Source organism: Haloarcula sp. Atlit-47R (assembly GCF_003665985.1).
Lineage (GTDB): Archaea > Halobacteriota > Halobacteria > Halobacteriales > Haloarculaceae > Haloarcula > Haloarcula taiwanensis.
Genome location: NZ_QPLQ01000005.1, coordinates 24,173 through 46,698, shown reverse-complemented (window position 1 = coordinate 46,698; position 22,526 = coordinate 24,173). Strand labels below are relative to the sequence as shown.

Sequence of the window (22,526 nt, the reverse complement as noted above, 5' to 3'; positions counted from 1 at the left end):
GGCTAACGCGCCAGTGTTCACAGCGTATATCGACGTATACGCTCGCGCTGGAAGCGCTCCGGTCCGATCTCCTCCCCATCGATTTCGACTGACTCGCCCGAGGCGAGCTTCCCGAATTTCGGTCCTTCAGGGATGCCAGCCGTTCGCGCGAGGTCAGGATCGAACGCTGTCTCGCGGGCGATGAGTTCGTCCGCGGCCCACTCGACACTGTCGAAGCGTCGTTCGAGGATTTCGACGAGCGGGTCGACGACCGCTCGCAGGTCCGTCCCCGCCGGACAGATGATCGGCCCGGTGAACACCGTCCCGTTTTGCTCGGTCACGTACGCGATGGACTGCCGTTCGATGGTCTCGCGCAGCGCTTCGTTATCGACCCCGCGTACGTCCGAGATAAGTTCAGTGGGGAGTTCGAGCACGGTCCACTCGCCGTCGTATCCGGGCGCAAGCTCACCGAACCTCAGGCCATCGTCGACTGGGCAGACAGTGTCTTCGAGCGCCTCGACGAGGGCCAAGTTGACGCCGGTCGTCTCCTGAACGAACGTCTCGCTGACGACGCGGTAGCCCAGCGATTCGATAGCCGCCTGTAGGTCCGGCCGGTCGCCCTCCATGAGGGCGTAGTCGGCCGCACTGGCCTGGAGGGCGCGTTCGAGAACGGCGTCGCGCTCCTCGTCGCTGTCGGCCCACTCCGTCAGCGCATCCAGCGACCAGTCAGCGGCGATGTGACCGACCGCCCAGTCCGTCTCGCGGACAACGCGCTCGAACCGCGGGGCGTAGTGGCCGCCGCCGACACCGAGGAGATGGCGGCGCGTCCCGTTCTCCCGCGGCTTGTCGGCCGGTTCGTCGGCGAGGTCCAGTATGGCTCTGGCGGCGGCCGCAGCGGCATCCGGGTCCTTCCACTGTGGTTCCGCGCTGCCGACCTCGACAAACATCGACGGGACGCCCACCGCTGTCGGGCCGTGGTGCGTACACTCCATGCCGACCTCGTAGTCAGGCGGGGCGTAGCGCTGGAGCGCCGAAACCACTGTCGTGTGTGCACTAGGGCAGGCCCGGGCGAACTGGCCGTCTTCGCCGCCGTACTCCGCGACACCAAAGTTTCCGGTGTGGTGGGCTGTCAGGAGTTCATCCGTCTCGCCGGCGTGTTTCGAGGCAAACACCAGCAGGTCCGGGCTGTCGAACGCCGCCCCGACGCGTTCGATGTCCAGATGCAACGCCTCGAACTCGCGGAGTTCGACGCCGTCAGTTCGGTACACCGTGCCGCCGCCCTCGGCGACGGGCCGCGTCTCGTCGACGCTTGTCTCCCAGTCTCGGAGCGAGCGCAGGTGCTCCCCAATGTGAGTCGACGCCACGTCGGCGTGTGAAATAACGATGCCGAGCATCAGTCCGCGTTCTCCAGAGTAGCTGGGTCACGGCCTATCGCGGTCCGGACGGCGTCTCCGGCCAGCCCGAACAGGTGTTTCAGCGCCTCGCGGCGCTGGACAAACAGTCCGGTCCCGATAATGACGTACAGCCCCGTGTACGCCAGCAGGAGGTCGTGACTCGATATTGGCACAGCGACGAGGTCTCTGATGATAGCGAACTCAAGAACCACCTGCGAGATGAACAGCACGAACAGCCCGATTGCTTCGCGGATGCTGATCTCGAAGTTGACCAGAATGGCGAGCGCAAAGAAGGACTGGGCCGCCGTAATCCAGATCTCTGCGCCCTGTCTGGCGTCGAACGGCAGCACGCTGTACCCGCCGAGCGCGATGGAGTACACCACTGCGATGGTCCCGATGAGCAGTGTCCACTGATTGAGTTTGGACGAGATGAGGGCGTTGAACCCCGCCGTCGACCGGGCCTTGTTGACCAGCACGGCGACGACGATGAGTTCGGGCGACTCGCTGGCCAGCGGGGCGACCCACTGGATCATGAAGAACTCGGGGATGCCGTTCGCGACACCAATCTCCTCCAGCCCGTGGGCGAACGGCTCGACCGCAGTGAAAATCATCGCACCCGAGTAGCCAAACAGCGCCAGGACGACGAGCGGCCGCCACGGCAGCGACCACTCCTGGAAGTACTTCGGCACGCCAACGGTGTGCTCGCTGTGTTCGATGTCGGACTTGAGCACGAGACCGATGTACCCGACGTAGAGGCCGACCAGAAACAGCGTATCGAGGATACCGATGCCGCCGCCGAGGGGGACGAGAAACGCCCACATCGTCGCCAGAAAGAGGAAGGTGATCTCGGTCGCGATGTCGGTGTCCAGCTGGACGGCGTCGGTCAGGAAGCCGTCGCGTTTCGTGACTGCGGGGTCTCGCGTTTTCGCGGCCCGCCAGACGGTGAACACGGCGATGCCGGCCCAGCCGATGCCGATGAGAATACGGTTCGCGCCGGTCATGTTCGCGATGGCGAGATTCGCGTCGTGACAGGCGCGAGCGAGCCCCCCGGTCGCGGACTCGATTTCTGCCGCCGTGAACTGCCGGCAGGCTTCTGTCGTCGCGCCGCCTGCCCCGGCGTTCCAGGCGTACAGCGCGTCGACTGCGTACTCGGGAGCCACTGCGAGAATTGCGAGGACGGCGATAGCGAAGGCCCTCGGCACGTCTTTTTCGGCGGTTTCAGCGCCCCAGGCCAGCAGGAACGACGCCCCGAGAACGGCGAACCCACTGACCGCGACGGTGGTCAGGGTCCCGACGTCAATGCCGGAAGTAAAGAGGTAAATCCAGCCGACAGTCAGGGCCATCGCGACGGCAACCTGCAGCAGTGGGTGACGTAGACGACTCACTGTCGGACATGTGGCTAGGTCCGGCTGAAAAGCTTGCGAAAGTGTCGGCAGGAAGCTGTGTCTCGCAGAGCGTGGCGTTGATACGACCGGGGCGCGCTGACGTTGGTATGGACGTTTACGGACTCATCGGAAACCCGGTCGGGCACTCGCTGTCGCCGCCGATGCACGAGGCGGGCTACGAAGCACTGGGACTGGATGCACGCTACGTCACGTTCGAACCAGCGGCCGACTCTGGTGCCGACGCCATCGACGCGGCGAAGACGCTCGGAATAGACGGCCTCAACGTCACGATTCCGTTCAAGCAGGACGTGCTAGACGCTGTCGACCCCGCGCCGCTCGCCGAGCGCATCGGCGCGGTCAACACCGTCGATTTCACCGGTGAAACGCCCACGGGCTACAACACCGACGCGGTCGGTGCGGTCAGAGCGTTGCGTCATCACGACGTGGCGCTGTCGGGCACAGCTGTCGTCGTCGGGGCCGGCGGTGCGGGCCGAGCGGTCGCGTTCGGGCTCGCCGATGCGGGACTGTCGGTTCGGATTGCGAATCGCACCGAGTCCAAAGCCGACGGACTCGCCGATGAGGTCCCGGACGCCTCCGGCCATGGACTCGACTCGCTTCCCGACCTGCTTGCGGACGCCGACATCCTCGTCAACTGCACCAGCGTCGGCATGGATGAAGATGCGACGCCGGTCCCCGCCGACGCATTGCACGGCGACCTCGCGGTGCTCGATGCGGTGTACACGCCGATTGAGACCCGTCTGCTACAGGACGCAGCGGCCGCGGGCGCAACGACAGTTGACGGCGCGTGGATGCTCCTGTATCAGGGGGTCGAAGCGTTCGAACGCTGGACTGGCGAGGACGCGCCCGTGGATAGGATGAACAGCCAGTTGCGCGAGCGCCTGTAGCGGACCGGTCACCAGCAAGAGATTTGTGTGGGGGATAAATACGTTCATGTATGGGTCTGCTTCAGAAATTGAAATCCGCCCTCGGGCTTGACGGGACTGGGTCAGCCACGTCGGGAACGAACCGCGACGTGGACGTGACCGTCGAGCGAGAGCCCTCTACTGAAGACGAAGACGCTGTGAAGGGGACGAACACCGCTGCGACTACCGAGACCCACACATCCGATACTGCGGACGGGGCCGGGACCGAATCAGGGGATGGGAGTGGAACAGCCACGCAGACGGACGGGTCAGAGCCTGCTGTGTCACCAACTCCCACTGACGACGAAACAGAATCTGTGACCGATGCGTCTTCCGCGGCGTCCGAGCAAGAAACAGCGCTCGACGACGAAGCCGGCGACTCGGAGACCACCGCTGACGAGGAGTCGGCCGAGGCTGCTGCTGGGGACGCGGGTGAGACCGATGACGGGGAAAACACTGCCCCAGTGACGGAGATCAAAGGTATCGGTCCCGCGTACGCCGACCGACTCGCCGGTATCGGCATCGAGACCGTAGGCGAGCTTGCCACTGCGGACGCAGCGGCCATCGCCGCGGACACCGACCTCTCGGAGAGCCGCGTTTCGGGCTGGATCGAGCGGGCGGAAGAGTTCTGAGACAGCTGGCAGTCCATTTCTGAACCGCAAGGGAATTAGTCGCCGCACTGTTTTCGTTCGGTAATGCAATCGGTCGAAACCGACCGGACGACGTTCACCGACCGTGCGGCCGACGCACCCTCAGTGGCGCGCGTCCCTGTCGAGGTTCGGGTGGACGTTGCTGACCCGTTTCTCGCCTATCGCCGGGCGCGCGACGAAACTGGCGGCGTGTATCTGGCGACTACCGGCGGCCAGTCGGGGTGGGGCTACTTCGGGACCGCTCCGGCGGACTTCCGCGAGGTCGACCCCGGAGCGGGCCGGACTCTCGCTGCACTGACCGAGTTCCTCGACGGCGAGCGCCTGGTCCGCGCTGACTGTGACGTGCCGTATCCCTGCGGAGCCGTTGGATGGCTCTCCTACGATGTGGCGCGGGAACTGGAGTCACTGCCCGACAGCGCCGACGCCGACCGCGCGCTCCCGAACCTACAGATAGCTCGCTATGACCGCTTCGCCGCCTGGGAGGAACCCCGCGGTGAGTCGGTGACCTTGCGCGTGACGGCCTGTCCGCGGGTCGGTGACTTCGAGACGCCAGAATTGGCCTACGAGTTCGGCAAACAGCACGCGCTGGACCTGGCTCGGGCGGCCGTACAGGGAGACCCCGCTGTCAAGGAGCCGCCAGTCGAGACCGACGAAGCGACCTTCGAGAGCGACTGCACGCGCGAGTCATTTGCTGACCGGGTCCGAACGGTCAAGCAGTACATCCGCGACGGCGACACGTTCCAGGCGAACGTCTCCCAGCGGCTCCGTGCCCCCGCGGCGGTCCACCCGGTCGAAGCCTTCGACGCGCTGCGAAGCGTGAATCCGGCACCGTACTCCGCCCTGCTTGAGTTCCCCGGCGTCGACCTCGTCAGCGCTAGCCCGGAACTGCTCTTGCACCGCGACGGCGACCGAATTGAGACCGAACCTATTGCCGGAACCCGGCCACGGGGCGAGACGCGCGAGGCCGACGACCGCCTAGAGGCGGACCTGCTCGACGACGGGAAGGAACGGGCCGAACACGCGATGCTCGTCGACCTAGAGCGCAACGACCTCGGGAAAGTAAGCAAATTTGGCAGCGTCGAGGTACCGGACTACCGGCGCGTCGACCGCTACTCGGAGGTGATGCATCTGGTCTCGGTCGTTGAGGGGCGACTCCGTGACGGCGCGTCCCTGCAGGACGCCATCGCCGCGGTGTTCCCCGGCGGCACCATCACCGGCGCGCCCAAACCCCGGACGATGGAAATTATCGATGAGGTCGAAGCCACGCGACGGGGACCGTACACCGGTTCCATCGGCCTGTTCGGCTTCGACGACCGAGCGACCCTGAATATTGTCATCAGAACGCTGGTCCGGTACGCCGAGGAGTACCACCTCCGTGTCGGTGCCGGCGTGGTTCACGATTCAGACCCGGACAGCGAGTATCAGGAGACGCTGGACAAGGGCCGCGCCCTCGTCAACGCCGTCGACGAGGCGCTCGGGAAGCGCGTCGACTTGGCGATGGAGGACAAGGGATGAGCGACCACCGTGGCAGCGGGGGGAGCGGCGACGGCGGGGCCACCAGCGGCAACAACGCCGGAGATAGTCCAGTGACAGACTCGCTGGCTCCGACCGTACTGGTCGTCGACAACTACGATTCCTTCGCGTACAACCTCGTCCAGTACGTCGGCGAAGTAGTCCTCCGCCTCGGCGGGAGTGAGGACGATGTCATCGTCCGGCGCAACGACGCCATCGACATCGAAGACATCCGAGCGATGGGCCCCGACGGTATCGTCGTCTCACCGGGGCCGGGGACGCCCGAGGAGGCGGGCGTCTCGGTGCCGATATTCGAGGCGTTGGAATACCCCACGCTGGGTGTCTGTCTCGGACATCAGGCGCTATGTGCGGCCAACGGCGCGCCCGTCGGCCACGCCGAAGCGGTCGTCCACGGTAAATCCTCGTCGGTTACCCACGACAGCACAGGGGTGTTCGAAGACATCCCGGACCCGTTCGATGTCGGCCGGTACCACTCGCTTGCGGTCGACCGCGAGACCCTCCCCGACGTGCTAACTGAGACGGCCTACACCGTCACCGACGGTGACGCAACGGGCGACGACAGCTCCGAACCGACCGACGTCGGCCAAGGCGGTACCGACGAGTCACGAGTCGTCATGGGCGTGCGCCACGACGACCGCCCGCACATCGGCGTCCAGTTCCATCCCGAGAGCATCCTGACCGACCACGGCAAGACCATGATCGAGAACTTCTGCCTGCTATGCAATACCACGTAAACGGGGCGCTCGTCACCGAAGGCGAGGCGACGGTGTCAGTGCGCGACCGCGGGTTCATGTACGGCGATGCGGCGTTCGAGACGCTCCGGGCCTACGGCGGCGAGCCGTTCCAGTGGCACGCCCACCGCGAGCGCCTCCAGCGGACGGCCGAGACGCTGGGCTTCGCCGACGCCGTGCCCGATGACCTCCGTGAGCGCGTTGACGAGACGCTCGCGGCCAACGACCTCGACGAGGCGTACGTCCGGCTGTCTGTCACACGGGGTGTCCAGCCCGGGAAGCTCACTCCGGGACAGGATGTCGACCCCATTGTCGTCGTCATCTGCAAGGGGCTCCCGAGGGGCGGGCTCAACGGCGAGCGCGTCTGGGACGAGCCGGCGTCGGTCCAGACGGTCCGGACCCGGCGGATTCCGAGCGAGGCCGTCCCGGCGGATGCGAAGACGCACAACTACCTCAACGGGATTCTCGGCCGGCTCGAACTTCGAAAGGCCGCCGCTGGCGGCGAGCCCGCCGACGAATGTCTCATCCGAGACATGGACGGTAATCTGGCCGAAGGAGCGACGAGCAACCTCTTTTTCGTCACGGACAACGGCCTCCGGACGCCGAGTACGGATCTGGACCTACTGCCGGGGGTCACCCGCGACGTGGTAATGGACATCGCCCGCGGCGAGGACTTCCCCGTCGAGACCGGTCACTATTCGCTCGACGCGCTGCGTGATGCTGACGAGGCGTTTCTCACGAACTCGACGTGGGAGATCCGCCCGATTGCGACCGTCGACGGCATCTCCGTCGGGAGCGGGCCGATGACGAAGCTCCTTCAGCGGTTGTTCGACGAGCGAATCGAGGAGCGACACTACTGAGATGGGCTTCGTTTTGTGGGTCATCGCTTCAGTACGTGAATAGGGCCGGAACCGGCGGTTTGAAACGGCTTACGTACTTACGGATGCATAGTATGGACGAGGACAGCCGTATCGTCGCGCTGGACGAGGTGCCCGATGACGGAACGTTTCTGTTCACTGTTCGCGACGGCTTCGACACGAAGGAGGCGATTATCGTCGAGTTGTCCGACGCGGTCGTCGCGTTCGAGAACTACTGTCCACACTGGACAGATGTCCGACTCGACAAGGGCAGTGGGGCGACAGTTCGCAACGGGCAACTGGTGTGTGAGAAACACGGGGCGACGTTCGAATCCGATTCGGGGCTGTGTAACTACGGCCCTTGCGAGGGAGCGGTTCTGGAGGAAGTCTCTATCACCACCGAGGACGGTGACGTCTACCTGACCGACGAGCGCTACGAGTTCGAAAATCAGGGGCCGTCGGGCGACCACGACCTCTCTTCGCGCGGTCGCATCGGCTTCTCGGGGAACTGAACGGCTGGAATCGGCGTCTCCGGGATTCCTTACGGGTTAGCTGATCCGGTACGCCGGCTCCGAGACCGCTTCGCATTTGCACTCCGGACACCGACTCGGTCGGTTTGTCAGGTCGTCGAAGTCCGTGAAGCCGCACTCCTCGCACTCCGGCGGCGCGACGAGGAGCTGTTCGTCGGTCGATTCCAGGGACTTGGAGATATGCTCTACGTGCGTGAGCGCGTCGCTGGTCTGTATCTCGAACTCGTTCGCGATTGTCCCTGCAGCCATCGCTTCGTCGCGTAGTTGGTCAGCGATGCGCTGGCGCGTCGTCCGACTTGCCTCGCGCATGGGAGAAGTTCGCATCCGACTGTTATAGGCTTTGTTCTGTTCTCGGAGCCCCGCAGTGACTCTCTCGGTAGTCCTGTCTCAGCCACGATGCTTTATCACCGACGGCGGTGAATAGCGACACCCAATGTTCGATAGAATCCTCGTTCCGACCGACGGCAGCCCCGGTTCCGAGCGCGCGTTCGAGGTCGCTGCGACGCTTGCCGGCACCCACGATGCAGCGGTCCATGTGCTCTCGGTCGTCGACGAGCACGGGCCCACGGACGACGACTGGGACTACGACGGCGGCTCCCCGGCGGATGCCTTCGTCGAATCCCAGACCGACCACGTCGACACCGAGGGTCTGTCCGTCACCCCCGCCGTCCGCGAGGGAGTCGTCCACGACGCGATTCTCGACTACGCCGACGAGAACGATATCGACCTCATCGTCATGGGAACCCATGGTCGGACCGGTGTCCGACGGTTCCTTCTGGGCAGTGTCACCGAAAAGGTCGTTCGCCTCGCCGATGTGCCGGTCCTCTCGGTCAAAGCCGACGCTGAGCCGGGGACCGTCTCGTTCGACGACATTCTACTCCCGACCGATGGCAGCAGCGGCGCAGAGGCGGCTATTGAACCGGCAGGCGCGCTCGCAAGCGCAACCGATGCCACTACCCATCTCGTTTCGGTCGTGGACACGCGGTCGCTCGGTATCGACGTCGGATCGACTGTCATCGTCGACGAACTGGAGTCGGTCGCGACGGATGCTGTCGGGGGGGCGTCCGACCGGCTCTCCGAGCTGGGAGTCGAGACTGTCGAGACAGCTATCACTCACGGCGTCCCGTATCGGGCCATCCTCGACGCTATCGAGGATACTGACGCCGACCTCGTCGTCATCGGCACTCACGGCCGCACCGGTGTCGACCGCTACCTCCTGGGTAGCGTCGCGGAAAAGCTGGTCCGAACGTCGCCGGTACCGGTGCTGACCGTTCGAGCACCAAGCGCCAGTGACGAGAGCTAACACCGCTACCACCGGTCAAACGGTGAGTTAGCAGGCGGGACGACGCTCGAATGGCGGTGGGACGAGCTATCCGAAGTTCTCGACTTTGGCATCATCAGTGCTAATGCCAGCGGCCTCCAGCGCCTCCGTGGCGGCATCGAGGAAGTCCGCGAAGCCGTAAATGAACACTTGCCCACCGTCCTCAACGGCATCGGCGACTGGCTCGGTCAGGGACGCCTCGCCATCGATGACCGAGACGAGCGCCCCGGCCTCGGCGAGCGCGTCTAGTCGGTCCCCGTGGACCGGCGCGTCGTCCTGATACACGACTGCGGCCTCGTTACCATCGTCCAGTGCACGCTCGGCGATACCGACCGCCGGACCGACGCCGGGGCCGCCGGCCAACACGACGACGCGGCTCTCGCCCTCGTAGTAATCCGACCCGAACGGCCCGGCGATACGGACGCCGTCGCCCGCTTCGAGCGCACCGAGTTTCGGTGCCAGTTCGCCGTCGGGGTCGATACCGACGGTGATCTCGAACGCCTCGTCGACCGTCGGCGAAGAGATAGTGTAGAACCGCGAGATATTCTCCCCGTCGACGGTCAATGTCAGTTTGACGAACTGACCCGGCTGTGCGTCGAAGGCATCCGGTGTCTCAAAGTCAATCGCCACGGTGTCTGGTCCGACATCTCGGACGGCAACCACGTCGAGGACTCGTTCATCCATATCCCAGAGTTACCGTGACTGGGCAAGGGGGTTACGGTCGCGGAGTTTCAGCCTAGTCGGATCGTATTGCCGGTTTTTTCCTACATACGGGTGATTATGCCGGTTTTTGCTCGAGACCATACCAAAATTCACTCAAAAGCGAGTAGTACGCGCGCGGGCGCTTACGGAAGGCTTTTCCTACCACGCTGGCTACCCGAGGGATATAATGCCAGAGGACCTGAACTGGGCCATCGGCGGCGAAGCCGGCGATGGAATCGACTCCACCGGGAAGATTTTCGCGCAGGCACTCTCCCGGGCTGGTCGACACGTCTTCACCTCAAAGGACTTCGCCTCCCGCATCCGCGGCGGGTACACCGCCTACAAGGTACGGACGTCAGTCGACCGCGTTGAGAGTGTCGTCGACCGCCTCGACATCCTGATCGCACTCACCGAGCGCACGATCCACGAGAACGAGGACGAACTCCACGAGGACTCCGTCATCATCTATGACGGCGAGCGTTCGACGATGCAGGACGTGGAAGTGCCCGGCGACGCGACGGCACTCGAAGTACCGCTGAAACGGCTCGCCGAGGACGCGGGTGGGGCCATCATGCTCAACGTCGTCGCCCTCGGTGCGGCGTGTGAGGTCACCGGCTTCCCCATCGAGAACCTCGACGAAAGCCTCGAAAAGCGCTTCGGCGACAAGGGCGAGGCCATCGTCGAGAACAACAAGGAAGCCGCCCGGAAGGGACAGGACTACGTGCAGGAGGAGTACGGCGAGTTCGACTACGACATGGAGACCACCGACGAGGACTACGTGCTCCTCAACGGGGACGAGGCCATCGGCATGGGCGCTATCGCCGCCGGCTGTCGCTTCTACGCCGGCTATCCAATCACACCGGCGACGGACGTGATGGAGTACATGACCGGCCGCGTCGACCAGTTCGGCGGGAAGGTCGTCCAGGCCGAGGACGAACTCTCCGCAATCAACATGGCCCTCGGTGCGGCCCGCGCCGGTGCCCGAGCCATGACCGCCACGTCCGGCCCGGGTATCGACCTGATGACCGAGACGTTCGGGCTGGTCGCCACCAGCGAGACGCCGCTGGTTATCTGTGATGTGATGCGCTCCGGTCCCTCGACCGGGATGCCGACCAAGCAGGAGCAGGGCGACCTCAACATGACACTGTACGGCGGCCACGGCGAGATTCCACGGTTCGTCGTCGCGCCGACCACGGTTTCGGAGTGCTTCTGGAAGACCGTCGAGGCGTTCAACCTCGCCGAGAAGTACCAGACCCCGGTCTTCCTCGTTTCGGACCTCGCGATGGCCGTGACGGAGCAGACCTTCTCCCCCGAGACGTTCGACATGGACGAGGTCGAAATCGACCGCGGCAAGGTCGTCGACGAGAACGACATCGACGCCTGGCTCGACGAGAAGGGCCGCTTCCAGGCCCACTTCGCCGCCGCCGACGGCATCTCGCCGCGTGCGTTCCCCGGGACGACCGACGGCGCGCACATGACGACCGGCCTCGAACACGACGAACTCGGTCGGCGGACCGAAGACACGGACATCCGCATCGAGCAGGTCGACAAGCGCCAGCGGAAAGTCGAGACCGCCCGCGAGCAGGAGGACTTCGACTACCGCGAGTTCGGCGACCCCGACGCGGACACGCTAGTCATCTCCTGGGGCTCCAACGAGGGCGCGCTCCGCGAGGGGCTGACACTGCTGGAGGAGGACGGCTACGACATCCGGTTCCTCTCGGTCCCGTACATCTTCCCCCGACCGGACCTCACCGAGGAGATCGAGGCGGCCGAGGACGTCATCGTCGTCGAGTGCAACGCTACCGGCCAGTTCGCGGATGTCATCGAACACGATGTCCTCGAACGGGTCCAGCGCATCAACAAGTACAACGGCGTTCGGTTCAAGGCAGACGAACTGGCGACAGAGATAAAGCAGACGCTTGACACACCCGCGGAGGCAACACAATGAGTTCCGACGTTCGCTTCACAGACTTCAAATCCGACAAGCAACCGACCTGGTGTCCCGGCTGCGGTGACTTCGGGACGATGAACGGCATGATGAAGGCGCTGGCGGAGACGGGCAACGACCCCGATAACACCTTCATCGTCGCCGGTATCGGCTGTTCCGGCAAGATCGGGACGTACATGCACAGCTACGCGCTCCACGGCGTCCACGGCCGCGCCCTGCCCGTGGGAATCGGCGTGAAGATGGCCAACCCGGACCTCGAAGTGATGGTTTCGGGTGGTGACGGCGACGGCTACTCCATCGGGGCTGGCCACTTCATCCACGCTGTCCGCCGCAACGTAGACATGAGCTACGTCGTAATGGACAACCGGATTTACGGGCTGACAAAGGGTCAGGCCTCGCCAACCTCGCGCGAGGACTTCGAGACCTCGACCTCGCCGGACGGCCCGAACCAGCCGCCGGTCAACCCCAAGGCGCTCGCCTTGGCCTCCGGCGCGACGTTCATCGCGCAGTCGTTCTCCTCGAACGCACAGCGCCACGCCGAGATCGTCCAGAAAGCCGTCGAGCACGACGGGTTCGGCTTCGTCAACGTCTACTCGCCGTGTGTGACGTTCAACGACGTGGACACTTACGACTACTTCCGCGACGCCATCGTGGACCTCGACGAAACCGACCACGACCCGTCGGACCGCGACCAGGCCAAGGACAAGATTCTCGAAAGCGAGAAGGAGTACATGGGCGTCCTCTACCAGGACGAGGATTCGGTCCCGTTCGAGGAACGCGAGGGCGTCGAGGGTTCGATGGCCGAGATTCCCGACGGCGCGCCCGAGGGCGCGATGGACCTCGTCCGCGAGTTCTACTAGGCCAGCCGTTTCTGTTTCTGATCTCCCCGCCCCGTTGGAGCAGTTCCTGCACGTCGATATTGAACTCGGCGGGCAGTTCGAGGGGCGCTTTGAGCATAACACGGGGAGCCGCCGGCACGTCTTCGTGGCAGGTAATCACCGTGGCGGGTCAGAACCTCGATCCTAGCCGGGACAAACCCATCTCTGGTTAGCGGATTACGTCCTCATCAACAGGGGGACCACCGCCGACGTGGCCTGAATTCACGGGGCAAAGCAAGCGTCCGGCACACGAACCCAGACGCGGAAATCATCTGTGCGAACTCGACGATTGCGGCCGATGGGAGCACCATCGCTGGAGAACACGTTCCCGGCGTTGAAGACGGACCGACACTCGCCCACTGTGCTATACTCTATGGCGCCAGATATCTCTTCGGCGCGTGATCACCTACCTCGGCGTTCACGCCGAGGTTTGTCGGTGGACTCCCGGTCTATCCACTATACCGTGGAAGGCGAGTAGTCGCCGTTCCCGTTCAACGTCCCCGACTTGAGGGCGAGGTGATTGGTCGCCCGTCCAGAACCAGACTTGAGGCGATTCTGGACGTACCTGTGTGCGATGTTGCGTGCCGCGTTGTAGTCGCTGTGTAGCTCTTTGCCGCACTTCTGGCAGGCAAACTCGTCGCCGTCGCGGTTGTCCTCGTGCGTGAATCCACAGTCGGCGTGACTACACCGTTGACTGGTGTACGCCGGATGGACTGTCGTTGATGAGGGGCTCTCGCTTGATCCGTGGGTCCCTCTGGCTGCTGGCGTGGTTCTCAGTAGCCGGAAGGTTCTGATAAACAGAAACAACAATCTTTACATATTATTAGGTCAGCCTAAAAATATGGAATATGGTAGTCAGTCAACACGACGCCAGTTACTCGCAGGGACCGGTCTCACAGTCGGCGCGGCACTGGCCGGCTGTGCGTCGATGACCGAGTCAGACAACACGGAAAACTCAAATGAGTCGACTCGGACAGAACAGGCAGACAGCTACGAGGCCTGTATCGAGCCAGTAGGGTGTCAGACTTTCGAGTCGGTACCTGAGACCTACATCGTCAACAACGGCGAGTGGGCCGATATGGCCTTTGCGCTGGGTCAACGCGACGGGTTCCTGACGTCGACGAACATGATACCCGGATTTCTCTTCGAGCCGTTCGGGCTGGACGTACCGCCGCGCTCGGAGACGGAGTCGATGTCGGCGATTAGCTGGGACAAGGAGATCTTCTACGAACGCAAGCCCGATGTGATTTTGATGGACCCTCACTACATGCACGGCACCGGCTGGGACGACTCATGGGACGAGTCAGATACCCGGGAAATCAGCGAAAACGTTGCTCCCTTCTTCGGGAACAACATCCTGCGCCGACGCGATTTCCACGACTACAAACTCTACTCGCTGTACGGGGCCTTCGAGCGGCTCGCTGAGTTGTTCCAGGAACGCGAGCGCTACGAGGCGATGGCGTCTGTTCACGACGATCTTCAGAGGGAGATCCAATCGCGGCTCCCGTCGGATGGCAACCAGCCAACGATTGGTCTCGTCAACAGCGCCACTAATCCGAGCGAAGGGACGTTCTATCCGATGAATACGGATGCCGAAGGTATCGAAATGAAACCATACCAGGATCTCGGCATCGAAAGCTCGTTCACCCCTGAGCTGGTCGAGAATGGAACCATCGACTACGAACAGCTGCTTGAAGTCGACCCCGAGATCATCGTCGTCCACTGGGGAATCAAAACCACCGGCAACACTGATAGCTTCTCGCTGTCAGCGTTCCACAAGCAGTTCGTCGAGCCGATGGAGACCGATCCGGTCGGCAGCCAGCTGACAGCGGTTGAGGCGGGCAATATATACCCCGGTGCGTTCGGGTCACAGGGCCCACTGGTGAACCTGCTCCAGACTGAGATGGTCGCCCAGCAGCTCTATCCTGAGGAGTTTGGCGAGTTCGAACCCGAACGGTTTCCCGAGGTGGCCGACGACAAGCAACTGTTCGACCGGCAGCGGGTGAAAGACATCATTCAGGGACGCTTCTAACTGACGCATGTATCATCTCATGCAGTTCATCGAGGACCACTTAGCCGACGATGAAGCTGTTGGGCGAGAAGTGGCACAGGCCTAGGCGGAGGACCTACAAGAAAGGACGCTCGCGGAGAGACGTTCGTCAGCTTCACGCAACATTGCTATCTCGTTCGCAAACCGGAGTCACGGTAGGTCGGCGATATATGGGAGCCGATGCGCCGGATATCATGCCCTTCTGTCACACACACAATAGAATCGGGTTCGGACCCATATGTCGGTATCTCTAACGGAAGGTATGCACGTCTTCTGGCATCAGCGGGATCTCCGGATACCGGACAACCGCGGGTTGACTGCCGCTGCCGCAGACGACGAGGTACTGCCGGTGTACGTTCTCGATACGGACCTGCTGTCGAAGGTCGGGAAGCGGCAGCGAGCATTCCTGCTGGCCGGTGTCAGAGCGCTGAAAGCGGCGTATCGGGACCGCGACGGTGACCTGCTCGTCAGGAAGGGGGCCGCTGCCGATGTGCTCTCAACCGTCGTCGAGGAGTACGACGCCGACCGGGTGTACTACAACGACCACTACCGGCCGGCGCGCCGGAACCGACAGCGCCGTGTCGATGAGGCCGTGCCGACGAAGTCCCTGACCGACCTCGTCCTCGTCGATCCGGCCGGGCTCGACAGCCGGTACGAGAACCACAGCCGCTTCTACGACGACTGGCAGGCCCACCACAAGCTCCCGCCGGTCGACCCGCCCGAAGCGGACTCGTTTGCCGACGTGTCGGACCCGACGACGGCTCCGAGCATCGAGTCGGATATGGACCTGCCAACCCCCGGCTACGAGGGGGCACGGCAGCGGTACGACGACTTCCTCACCGGTGGCATCGAGACGTACAACGAGACCCGTGATGACATGCAGGCAGCCGTCGAGCGGCCGACCAGCGCCGTCTCGCGTATGTCGCCGTACCTCGCGGCAGGGATGATTGGTATCCGCGAGATATGGCGAGATGCGTCCGACCGCCACACCGAAGCCACCGGTGACGCCCAGCGGAACATCCAGAAGTACCGCTACGAACTCTCGTGGCGCGAGCAGAGCTATCACCTGCTGTACCACAACCCCACGCTGCTGTCAGAGAACTACAAGTCGTTCCCGAACCGTATCGAGTGGGAAAACGACGGGGACAACTTCGAGGCCTGGAAGCGCGGCGAGACGGGGTATCCGTTCGTTGACGCCGGGATGCGCCAGCTCGAACGGGAAGGATACATCCACAACCGGCCGCGCCAGAACGTCGCGTCCTTCCTCACGAAACATCTACTGGTCGACTGGCGCGAAGGCGCACGGCACTTCAGGAAGCGACTGGTCGACCACGACCCCGCTAACAACGCCGCAAGCTGGCAGTGGACGGCGTCTACCGGGACCGACTCCGTGGACGTGCGTATCTTCGACCCGGTCGCACAGATGAGCAAGTACGACAGCGGGGCGGACTACGTCACGGAATACGTGCCGGAGCTTCGTGATGTTCCGGCGAACAAGATCGTCGACTGGCCGACGCTCTCTGACGGCGAACGCGAGGAACTGGCTCCGGATTACTATCATCCAATCGTCGACCGAAACGCCGCCTACGAGCGAGCACAGCGCGTGTTTGAGACGGCGTTAGGGAAACGCTGAGGGAGGGGAAAGACAGTGGCGCTATGCCCTGTACTGCACGAGGAAATAAACCGCCACTGCAACAGAACCGGTGACGCCCGTGAGCCAGATGTCCGTGCTCAGGTACAGCCCCGGCGTGGGCGGGTGGTACTGTGTCAGTGGCCACAGCACTTCGTACGACCGCCCAGAGGCCTTCAACAAAAGCGAATCGGCGAGCAGGTGACTTACAGCCCCGAGCGACAGCAGCATGAACACGCGCCGTCGGTCGGCGCGGTTCACGACGACCGTCCCTACGAGGACTGCAACGAACGCGCCGCCGAGTGTGTGGATACCCAGCCAGTTGAACGGGATCCCCAGCGCCGCCTCGACCGCTGCAGCGTCCACGAGAAGCTTGATCTTCGCCATGTCCGGGATGAACGCGCCGGCCATCCCCACGGTGACGTACTCGCCAGTGAGCCAGTTGTACCGTAGTGACAGGAGGGTACAGATGGTGAACGCGATGAAGGCGTGCGAGAGCAGGTCCGGCATCAGGCACGCACCTCTTGTACTCTCTTGTGAAGCGCCTGTATCGGCCGAAGTGGCTCCTCACGCCGGCACAGTCCCCCTGTCTGCCAGTTCAGCCGCCACCCACAGACCAGTCGCCACAGCGTCCACAGGCCGGCGAGGGCAGAAACGATATACATCGCCATGTAGTTCACTGCCGGCACGCGCACGCTGTTCTCCGCGGTGATGGTCCGGTCTGGACCGAACGTGCCGTACACCTGCAGCGACTCGCCTTCGTCGACGGCTATGTCGACATTCCGGACTGTAACCGTGAGCGTGCCGCTGTGGTACTCGCCGCTGGCAGTGTACTCGTATTCGACGGCGATTTCGACTGGCTCGGTTCCGATGACACTGCCGGTCACCTGAACGGCCTCACCGACGTGGCTGTCAGGATGCTGGGCCAGCGCGTTTCCATCGGGATAGTCGCCCAGTTCGGGGGCCGGCGTGGCCATACCGAATCCGATCATGAGTGCGAATAAGATGGCCAGCAGTCCACAGACAGCTGCGACCCTGCCCACCCGCGAATGAAGCATTCAAATCTCGGTGCGGGCGGCGAGATATAAACTCTGGTGCTTGGGCCGGGCCGGTGTCGCTCGTGGGCCTACTCAGGCTTGCCGGGCAGGACATCCGGATTTCCGGAGCGGTAGATGTACTCAACAGCGACGCCGGTCAGCGGCGAGTCGGCGGCCGTTGCGTACGACTTCGCGAGGTCGAGATACTGTTCGGTCACGTCGACGACTCGTCGATAGGCGGCTTCGTCGTCGGGCGCGAGCAGGTACTCGGCGGTGACGGGCGTCAGTTGGCCCTCCGCTCGATCATCCTCGTAGTCGTCTACGTCGTCGAGCCACACCTGTGCGCCGATAATGGCGAGAACGATGGCCTTGGCGAACTCGTCGTCGATGTCGAGGCCAGCGAGTCGGTAGAGGTCGAGCATCCCGTCGTAGAGGACACCGACGCGGGCGTACTGGGTTTTGCTGTAGGGAAGTTTCTTCTCCGTCTCGGTGAGCGTCGCTGGCGCCTCGTCGTACTCGGCGAACTTGTACGCTTCCCGGATATCGGTCAGCGCATCGGCGTCACCGTCCTCAGCCGCGGTCATCAGTTCCCGGAAGTAGTCGTCGCGGTCCTGATGGGCCTCGCTGTAGTCGACAGCCCACTGGTAGGCGTTCTCGACGACGGGAGGCATATCCTCCAACAGGCCGTCGAGGTGGGACTGCAGCGCGGATTGGGCGACCTCGGCGACGCGGCGGCGGTCCGCTTCACTCGCGTCAAAGTCAACCTCGAAATCTTCGAACTCGTCATCATTGATAGCGTCGCGCATGTCCCCGTCGATGAGCGCCTCGATGGAGAGGCGAGTCATCTGCTCGGCGCGCACGACCATCTCACGGGGTGCAAGGTCCTGTGCTGGCCCCTGTTCCAGCGCCGTCTCATCGACGGTCGGAACGCCGTCGGCGATTGTATCGATGACAGGGTCGCCGGGGGCCTGCTGACGGGCGTTACGGTAGACGTAGCCCAGCGTCAGCTGTGCGGGGAGAATGAGCTTCGTATCGTATGAGAACTCGACCGGACAGCCGAACTCGTCTTCGAGGGCAGCCTCAATGCGGTCGGTCACGTCGTCAACCATCGCTTCGGTCCGGTCGTCAATCTCGGATTTCAGTGAGAGGCTGCCGGCATCGAACACGCCGGTGTCCGCGTAGTATCCCAGCACCGCCCGTAGCGCCGTGGGCAGCCGCCGCCTGTCCGCGAGCACGCCCGCGCCTGTCTTGAGAACCATTGTATGTCGCCCCGGGTGTTCCCGTCATGGTAGTGGGGCCGTCTTTACCCTTTCGAGACCGCCCTCGGTGTATTCGGAAAGACTGATTACCGACAGGCAACACCCACAACCATGCGCGAGCGCTTTGACGTGGTGATAGCCGGAGCCGGGCCCGCCGGGGCGCAGTGTGCCCGTGATCTAGCGGAGCGAAACTACGAGGTGCTCGTTCTCGAAACCGAGTCCGAAGACGAGTTCCCGCGTCAGAGCAACAAGTCCACCGCCGGGACGTTCATGTCGGCGATGACGGGCTTTGCGATTCCCGATGACGTGGTGATGAACTACACGGACAACGTCGTGCTTGAGTCCCCCAACGACCACTACGTCCGTAATCAGACTGGGGCCGTCCTAGAGTTCGCGGAGTTCAAACAGTGGCTTGTCTCTGAGGGACGGAATAAGGGAGCGACCTACCGCTTTGACGCCCGCGTCTCGGCCCCCATCATGGAGAACGGGGAAATCGTCGGCGTCCGCTACGACGGCGACGAGGAGGTGTACGCGGACATCGTCATCGACGCCACCGGCCCCGCCGCGCCGCTGGCGAAGGAACTTGACGTGTGTGACCTCAAGCGGGACCATCAGGCAATCGGCGTTGAGTACGAGTTCGAGGGCGTTGAAATGGATCACGATGACTACGCCGACCTCCGGGATGCGATGATGCTCCGCCTGGATCACGACCTCGCCCCGGGTGGCTACTCCTGGATTTTCCACACCGGTGAAGACACAGCGAAGGTCGGCCTCTGTTACATCCAGAACGGCTCTCACCAGAAGTACGCGAAAGACGGGATGGGCATCGACGACTATCTGGAGTACTGGCTCGATTCGGACCCACGGTTCGATGACGCCGAGCGAATCGAGGGGACGCAAGCCCACCGCGGGTCAGCCCACATCCAGCCTCCTGACTCGATGAGCACGGACAGCTTCATGGCTATCGGCGACACTGTCCCGACTGTTGACCCGTTGTGGGGTGAGGGCATTCACAAGGGCATGAAGTCGGCCCGTGCCGCCGCCGCAACGGCCGACTCGGCGCTCAAGCCTGACGAACCCGACACCTCGGCGGAGAACCTCTCTGTCTACGACCAGCTCTGGCACAGCGAGGTGGCCCCGAAACACAACGCCCGCCTGATGATGACGGAACTGCTGTATCTCGCTCCGAACGAGCGGTACGATCAGTTGATGGACGACCTCCGGAGTACCGGACAGGACACACTCAGGCAAATCAACGGCGGCGACCGTCGGGCGATTGCGAAGCTCACCCATCTCTCGGACATGCCGATTCTCGTCGAATACGCCCGCCGCCGCCTCGATATTTGACGTGACCGCGAGAAGTGCGGCAGGTTTTTTTCCGCCGGCCCGGAGATTCAGGTGATGGGAACCCCCATTGGTGTGGTCGGTGACAACGCCCTAGCAGACGTGCTTCGAGACGCCGGCATGGCTGTTGAACGGGGTCGTGACGGCGCTGTTCCGAAGACCAACCGGGTCGTCGCTGTCGGCGAGGACGCCGTTGCTGCCGTGGCACGGGCTGTGGGTGACCCGCTGGTGTTACCGGTCGCGGCGGGTCGCGGCGTCCGGTCAGTACCCCGGGACGACGCTGTCGCTGCCGTGTCGGGACTTGCTGAAGCACGGGTCGAAAGACATCCAGTTCTCCGCGTGACGATGCCTGACGGGACGGTCGAACAGGCGTTCTGGGACGTGACCCTCGTTACCGCAGACGCCGCCCGTATCTCCGAGTTTACTGTCACGTCGACGGCCGACCGCATCGGACAGTTCCGGGCCGACGGCGTCGTGATCGCAACGGCCGCTGGCTCGCCGGGCTACGCCCATCGCGTCGGCGGCCCAATTCTGGCACCGTCGGAGCAGGCGGTGGTGGCACCGATCGCACCGTTTGCGACTGATCCGGATCACTGGGTCTTGCCGGCCGATGGCCTCAATGCCTTGGTTGAACGCGACGAGGCGACCGTCAAGCTACTCGTCGATGACCACATATCGCGGCCCGTCAGCTATCAGGAGCGTATCACGATCTCGCTCGGGTCCCCCGTTCGAACCGCCGTCGTTGACGAGAGTCGGTCCAGATTCGAGTGAGATTGGAAAGACACTAATGGACGGTGGACAGAGCTTTGCATATGCAGCCATCCGTAACGTTCTTTGGGCCACTGGATACCATTCTGGGGAGTCCCACAGTCGGCGGTGCGCTCCTCATCGAATACATCATCTTCGGAGTGGTAATTGTCAACTTCCTCACGCGGCAGCTCGCCCATAGAAGCCACGTCAAGCAATATAAAAACGATGGCGCAGAGGCGATCAGCCGTCACCCGGCACACACGTTCAGCAACATCGCACTGGTCGTGTTGTCGTTTTTCTACATGACGCTCCACCATCACGGTGGGATGGTCCTGTCCGTACTCGTTCTCGGCGCAGTCATCACTGACTTCTTCGAGTTCGAGTCCCGCAAGGTCGAAGCCCGCCGTGACATCCCGCTGGAACGGCCAAAAGGGGCCATCGTCGCCGCTCTTGTGGTGTTCATGTATGCGGGCTACCAGAGCCTGTTCTGGCTCATCAAGGGCCCGTGGAGCGCCATCGTCTGAAGACAGATTCTCGTTTTACCGACTTCGTCTACCTGTCGCTTCCCAGCCGCGTCTATCGATAGCGCTGCGCGTGCGGCCGGCAATCACCACACAACTACACAACCCCGTATGTGTGGTTTTAGTTTGAAATACTATTTGAGTGTGTAATTGTACTCGCGCACACTGTATGAACAGACGAAAATCTGGCGAAATAGTTTAATACCACCACAACGTTGTGTCGGTGTAGAGGAAGATGTCACACAGGTCCCTCACAACGGCGCTGACGCTGTACCGCGGGGAAACATTCACACTCGAAGAAGCAGCGACGTACAGCGGGGTGTCACCGAGCAAGTTCGCCACGGCGCTTCGGTCCCGCGGGATTCAGGTACGCGACGAAGACCACACGCCGGTGGATCGGACTGCAAACTGAGGGCGGCGTCGGCCCCGATTAGAAAGACATAACGACTGCGTCCTGTTATGCCGACCGCTCGTTGAGGTACGCCTGGAATTCGCTGATCAGCGGGAGCACGACCCAGAAGGTCAGTGCGCCCAGCACTGCGAACCAGAAGAACGCGTCGCCCATGAACAGGGCGATCTGGTCGAACGTGGTCGGTTCCTCGATAGTAAGTTCGCCAGTGAGCTGTGCCCCTTCGAAACTCGGCGTGTTGTACCATCCCTTGATGGTCATCCAACCCAGTCCGCCGACCATGAGGCACGCGAACCCCTTCATGAACTCGTCAGCCATTATCCGAACGTTAGGTAGCGTCGTCTTTAGACTTTCCCATTTCCTCGGTACGGAACCGCGTCGAGAACGCGTACACGACTGTGCCAGCGAGAATGCACGCGATTCCGGCGATGCCGACCGGCACGTCAATCTCCGAGGCCGGCGCTGAGGCCCGCTGTGTCGCCACGTCGACGAGGATGAATCCGGCGACGACGCTTATCACCGCAAACAGCGTCGAGAACACCGTCACAGCCTTGTACACGCGCAGCGGGACCACGACATCCCGCCGGTCCGAACCGTCTTCAGTCCCCGCTGGCTGGTCCTCTGTCATCGCTACTACTACGGACGGGAGCCACTTTACTGCGGCGAGACGAAGTCACTACGCTTGCGGTGGAACT

General features: G+C 63.1%; 24 protein-coding genes and 1 pseudogene. 15 read left to right on the top strand and 10 right to left on the bottom strand.

The window, feature by feature from the left end; genetic code table 11:
* Window positions 1–17 precede the first annotated feature (17 nt).
* Together DVK00_RS17245 and DVK00_RS17240 are read right to left on the bottom strand one after the other, a co-directional pair.
* Window positions 18–1,373 carry a D-aminoacyl-tRNA deacylase gene (locus tag DVK00_RS17245; protein WP_121578091.1) on the bottom strand — a complete coding sequence of 452 codons (1,356 nt, stop codon included), beginning with the start codon at window positions 1,371–1,373 and terminating at the stop codon, window positions 18–20.
* On the bottom strand, window positions 1,373–2,734 hold the full coding sequence (locus DVK00_RS17240; protein ID WP_121537822.1) for a sodium:calcium antiporter: 1,362 nt from the start codon (window positions 2,732–2,734) through the stop codon (window positions 1,373–1,375). The genes DVK00_RS17245 and DVK00_RS17240 overlap by 1 nt, the downstream gene beginning before the upstream one ends.
* 131 nt (window positions 2,735–2,865) lie before the next feature.
* Between DVK00_RS17240 and DVK00_RS17235 the strand changes: the two genes are divergently transcribed.
* The 6 genes from DVK00_RS17235 (at window position 2,866) to DVK00_RS17210 (ending at window position 7,964) form a co-directional block, all read left to right on the top strand.
* Window positions 2,866–3,663, top strand: a complete 798-nt coding sequence (locus DVK00_RS17235; protein ID WP_101349939.1) for a shikimate dehydrogenase — start codon at window positions 2,866–2,868, stop codon at window positions 3,661–3,663.
* Window positions 3,664–3,713: 50 nt separating this feature from the next.
* Entirely contained in the window at window positions 3,714–4,313 is a 600-nt protein-coding gene (locus DVK00_RS17230; protein ID WP_101349940.1) for a helix-hairpin-helix domain-containing protein, read from the top strand.
* A 63-nt stretch (window positions 4,314–4,376) separates the two neighbouring features.
* Window positions 4,377–5,846, top strand: a complete 1,470-nt coding sequence (pabB, locus tag DVK00_RS17225; protein ID WP_121578090.1) for an aminodeoxychorismate synthase, component I — start codon at window positions 4,377–4,379, stop codon at window positions 5,844–5,846.
* On the top strand, window positions 5,843–6,598 hold the full coding sequence (locus DVK00_RS17220) for an aminodeoxychorismate/anthranilate synthase component II (protein ID WP_121578089.1): 756 nt from the start codon (window positions 5,843–5,845) through the stop codon (window positions 6,596–6,598). Before pabB ends, DVK00_RS17220 begins: the two co-directional genes overlap by 4 nt.
* Window positions 6,583–7,455 carry an aminotransferase class IV gene (locus tag DVK00_RS17215; RefSeq protein ID WP_121578088.1) on the top strand — a complete coding sequence of 291 codons (873 nt, stop codon included), beginning with the start codon at window positions 6,583–6,585 and terminating at the stop codon, window positions 7,453–7,455. Before DVK00_RS17220 ends, DVK00_RS17215 begins: the two co-directional genes overlap by 16 nt.
* Window positions 7,456–7,547: 92 nt before the next feature.
* Complete coding sequence (locus DVK00_RS17210) at window positions 7,548–7,964, top strand: Rieske 2Fe-2S domain-containing protein (RefSeq protein ID WP_101349944.1); 417 nt, start codon at window positions 7,548–7,550, stop codon at window positions 7,962–7,964.
* A gap of 36 nt (window positions 7,965–8,000) precedes the next feature.
* On the opposite strand, the gene DVK00_RS17205 is transcribed toward DVK00_RS17210, so the two are convergent.
* A complete protein-coding gene (locus DVK00_RS17205) occupies window positions 8,001–8,291 on the bottom strand; it encodes a transcriptional regulator (RefSeq protein WP_004592932.1) in 291 nt (96 codons plus the stop codon).
* 124 nt (window positions 8,292–8,415) lie between these two features.
* On the opposite strand from DVK00_RS17205, the gene DVK00_RS17200 reads away from it, so the two are divergent.
* On the top strand, window positions 8,416–9,285 hold the full coding sequence (locus DVK00_RS17200; RefSeq protein WP_121578087.1) for a universal stress protein: 870 nt from the start codon (window positions 8,416–8,418) through the stop codon (window positions 9,283–9,285).
* Window positions 9,286–9,351: 66 nt separating this feature from the next.
* Here DVK00_RS17200 and DVK00_RS17195 read toward each other — a convergent pair whose 3' ends face one another.
* On the bottom strand, window positions 9,352–9,987 hold the full coding sequence (locus DVK00_RS17195; RefSeq protein ID WP_101349946.1) for an FAD-dependent oxidoreductase: 636 nt from the start codon (window positions 9,985–9,987) through the stop codon (window positions 9,352–9,354).
* A 205-nt stretch (window positions 9,988–10,192) separates the two neighbouring features.
* Between DVK00_RS17195 and DVK00_RS17190 the strand changes: the two genes are divergently transcribed.
* Window positions 10,193–11,953, top strand: coding sequence for a 2-oxoacid:acceptor oxidoreductase subunit alpha (locus DVK00_RS17190; protein ID WP_101349947.1), 1,761 nt, complete (start codon window positions 10,193–10,195; stop codon window positions 11,951–11,953).
* Window positions 11,950–12,813 carry a 2-oxoacid:ferredoxin oxidoreductase subunit beta gene (locus DVK00_RS17185; protein WP_004517803.1) on the top strand — a complete coding sequence of 288 codons (864 nt, stop codon included), beginning with the start codon at window positions 11,950–11,952 and terminating at the stop codon, window positions 12,811–12,813. The genes DVK00_RS17190 and DVK00_RS17185 overlap by 4 nt, the downstream gene beginning before the upstream one ends.
* 474 nt (window positions 12,814–13,287) lie before the next feature.
* On the opposite strand, the pseudogene DVK00_RS17180 reads toward DVK00_RS17185, so the two are convergent.
* A pseudogene (locus DVK00_RS17180) lies at window positions 13,288–13,548 on the bottom strand (zinc ribbon domain-containing protein); the annotation flags it as partial.
* 124 nt (window positions 13,549–13,672) lie between these two features.
* Between DVK00_RS17180 and DVK00_RS17175 the strand changes: the two are divergent.
* Window positions 13,673–14,863: an ABC transporter substrate-binding protein gene (locus DVK00_RS17175; RefSeq protein ID WP_121578086.1), complete on the top strand. Its 1,191-nt coding sequence runs from the start codon at window positions 13,673–13,675 to the stop codon at window positions 14,861–14,863.
* A gap of 280 nt (window positions 14,864–15,143) precedes the next feature.
* Window positions 15,144–16,514 (top strand): deoxyribodipyrimidine photo-lyase, encoded by a 1,371-nt coding sequence (locus DVK00_RS17170; RefSeq protein WP_064287992.1) that lies wholly within the window; start codon window positions 15,144–15,146, stop codon window positions 16,512–16,514.
* A 21-nt stretch (window positions 16,515–16,535) separates the two neighbouring features.
* On the opposite strand, the gene DVK00_RS17165 is transcribed toward DVK00_RS17170, so the two are convergent.
* From DVK00_RS17165 to DVK00_RS17155, 3 genes are all read right to left on the bottom strand, one after another.
* Complete coding sequence (locus DVK00_RS17165; protein WP_101349949.1) at window positions 16,536–17,021, bottom strand: metal-dependent hydrolase; 486 nt, start codon at window positions 17,019–17,021, stop codon at window positions 16,536–16,538.
* Window positions 17,021–17,569, bottom strand: a complete 549-nt coding sequence (locus DVK00_RS17160) for a hypothetical protein (RefSeq protein WP_101349950.1) — start codon at window positions 17,567–17,569, stop codon at window positions 17,021–17,023. The genes DVK00_RS17165 and DVK00_RS17160 overlap by 1 nt, the downstream gene beginning before the upstream one ends.
* Before the next feature lie 68 nt (window positions 17,570–17,637).
* Window positions 17,638–18,807: a hypothetical protein gene (locus DVK00_RS17155; RefSeq protein ID WP_101349951.1), complete on the bottom strand. Its 1,170-nt coding sequence runs from the start codon at window positions 18,805–18,807 to the stop codon at window positions 17,638–17,640.
* 111 nt (window positions 18,808–18,918) lie between these two features.
* Here DVK00_RS17155 and DVK00_RS17150 point away from each other — a divergent pair, with 111 nt between their 5' ends.
* From DVK00_RS17150 to DVK00_RS17135, 4 genes are all read left to right on the top strand, one after another.
* On the top strand, window positions 18,919–20,154 hold the full coding sequence (locus DVK00_RS17150) for a digeranylgeranylglycerophospholipid reductase (protein WP_121512376.1): 1,236 nt from the start codon (window positions 18,919–18,921) through the stop codon (window positions 20,152–20,154).
* Between the two features lie 54 nt (window positions 20,155–20,208).
* Complete coding sequence (locus DVK00_RS17145) at window positions 20,209–20,922, top strand: NAD(+)/NADH kinase (RefSeq protein WP_101349953.1); 714 nt, start codon at window positions 20,209–20,211, stop codon at window positions 20,920–20,922.
* Between the two features lie 41 nt (window positions 20,923–20,963).
* Window positions 20,964–21,425: a hypothetical protein gene (locus DVK00_RS17140; RefSeq protein ID WP_101349954.1), complete on the top strand. Its 462-nt coding sequence runs from the start codon at window positions 20,964–20,966 to the stop codon at window positions 21,423–21,425.
* Window positions 21,426–21,657: 232 nt separating this feature from the next.
* Window positions 21,658–21,834, top strand: a complete 177-nt coding sequence (locus DVK00_RS17135; RefSeq protein WP_077067787.1) for a UPF0175 family protein — start codon at window positions 21,658–21,660, stop codon at window positions 21,832–21,834.
* A gap of 45 nt (window positions 21,835–21,879) precedes the next feature.
* Here DVK00_RS17135 and DVK00_RS17130 read toward each other — a convergent pair whose 3' ends face one another.
* Together DVK00_RS17130 and DVK00_RS17125 are read right to left on the bottom strand one after the other, a co-directional pair.
* Window positions 21,880–22,149 (bottom strand): hypothetical protein, encoded by a 270-nt coding sequence (locus DVK00_RS17130; protein WP_004517812.1) that lies wholly within the window; start codon window positions 22,147–22,149, stop codon window positions 21,880–21,882.
* 10 nt (window positions 22,150–22,159) lie between these two features.
* On the bottom strand, window positions 22,160–22,459 hold the full coding sequence (locus tag DVK00_RS17125) for a hypothetical protein (protein WP_101349955.1): 300 nt from the start codon (window positions 22,457–22,459) through the stop codon (window positions 22,160–22,162).
* Between the last annotated feature and the right edge of the window lie 67 nt (window positions 22,460–22,526).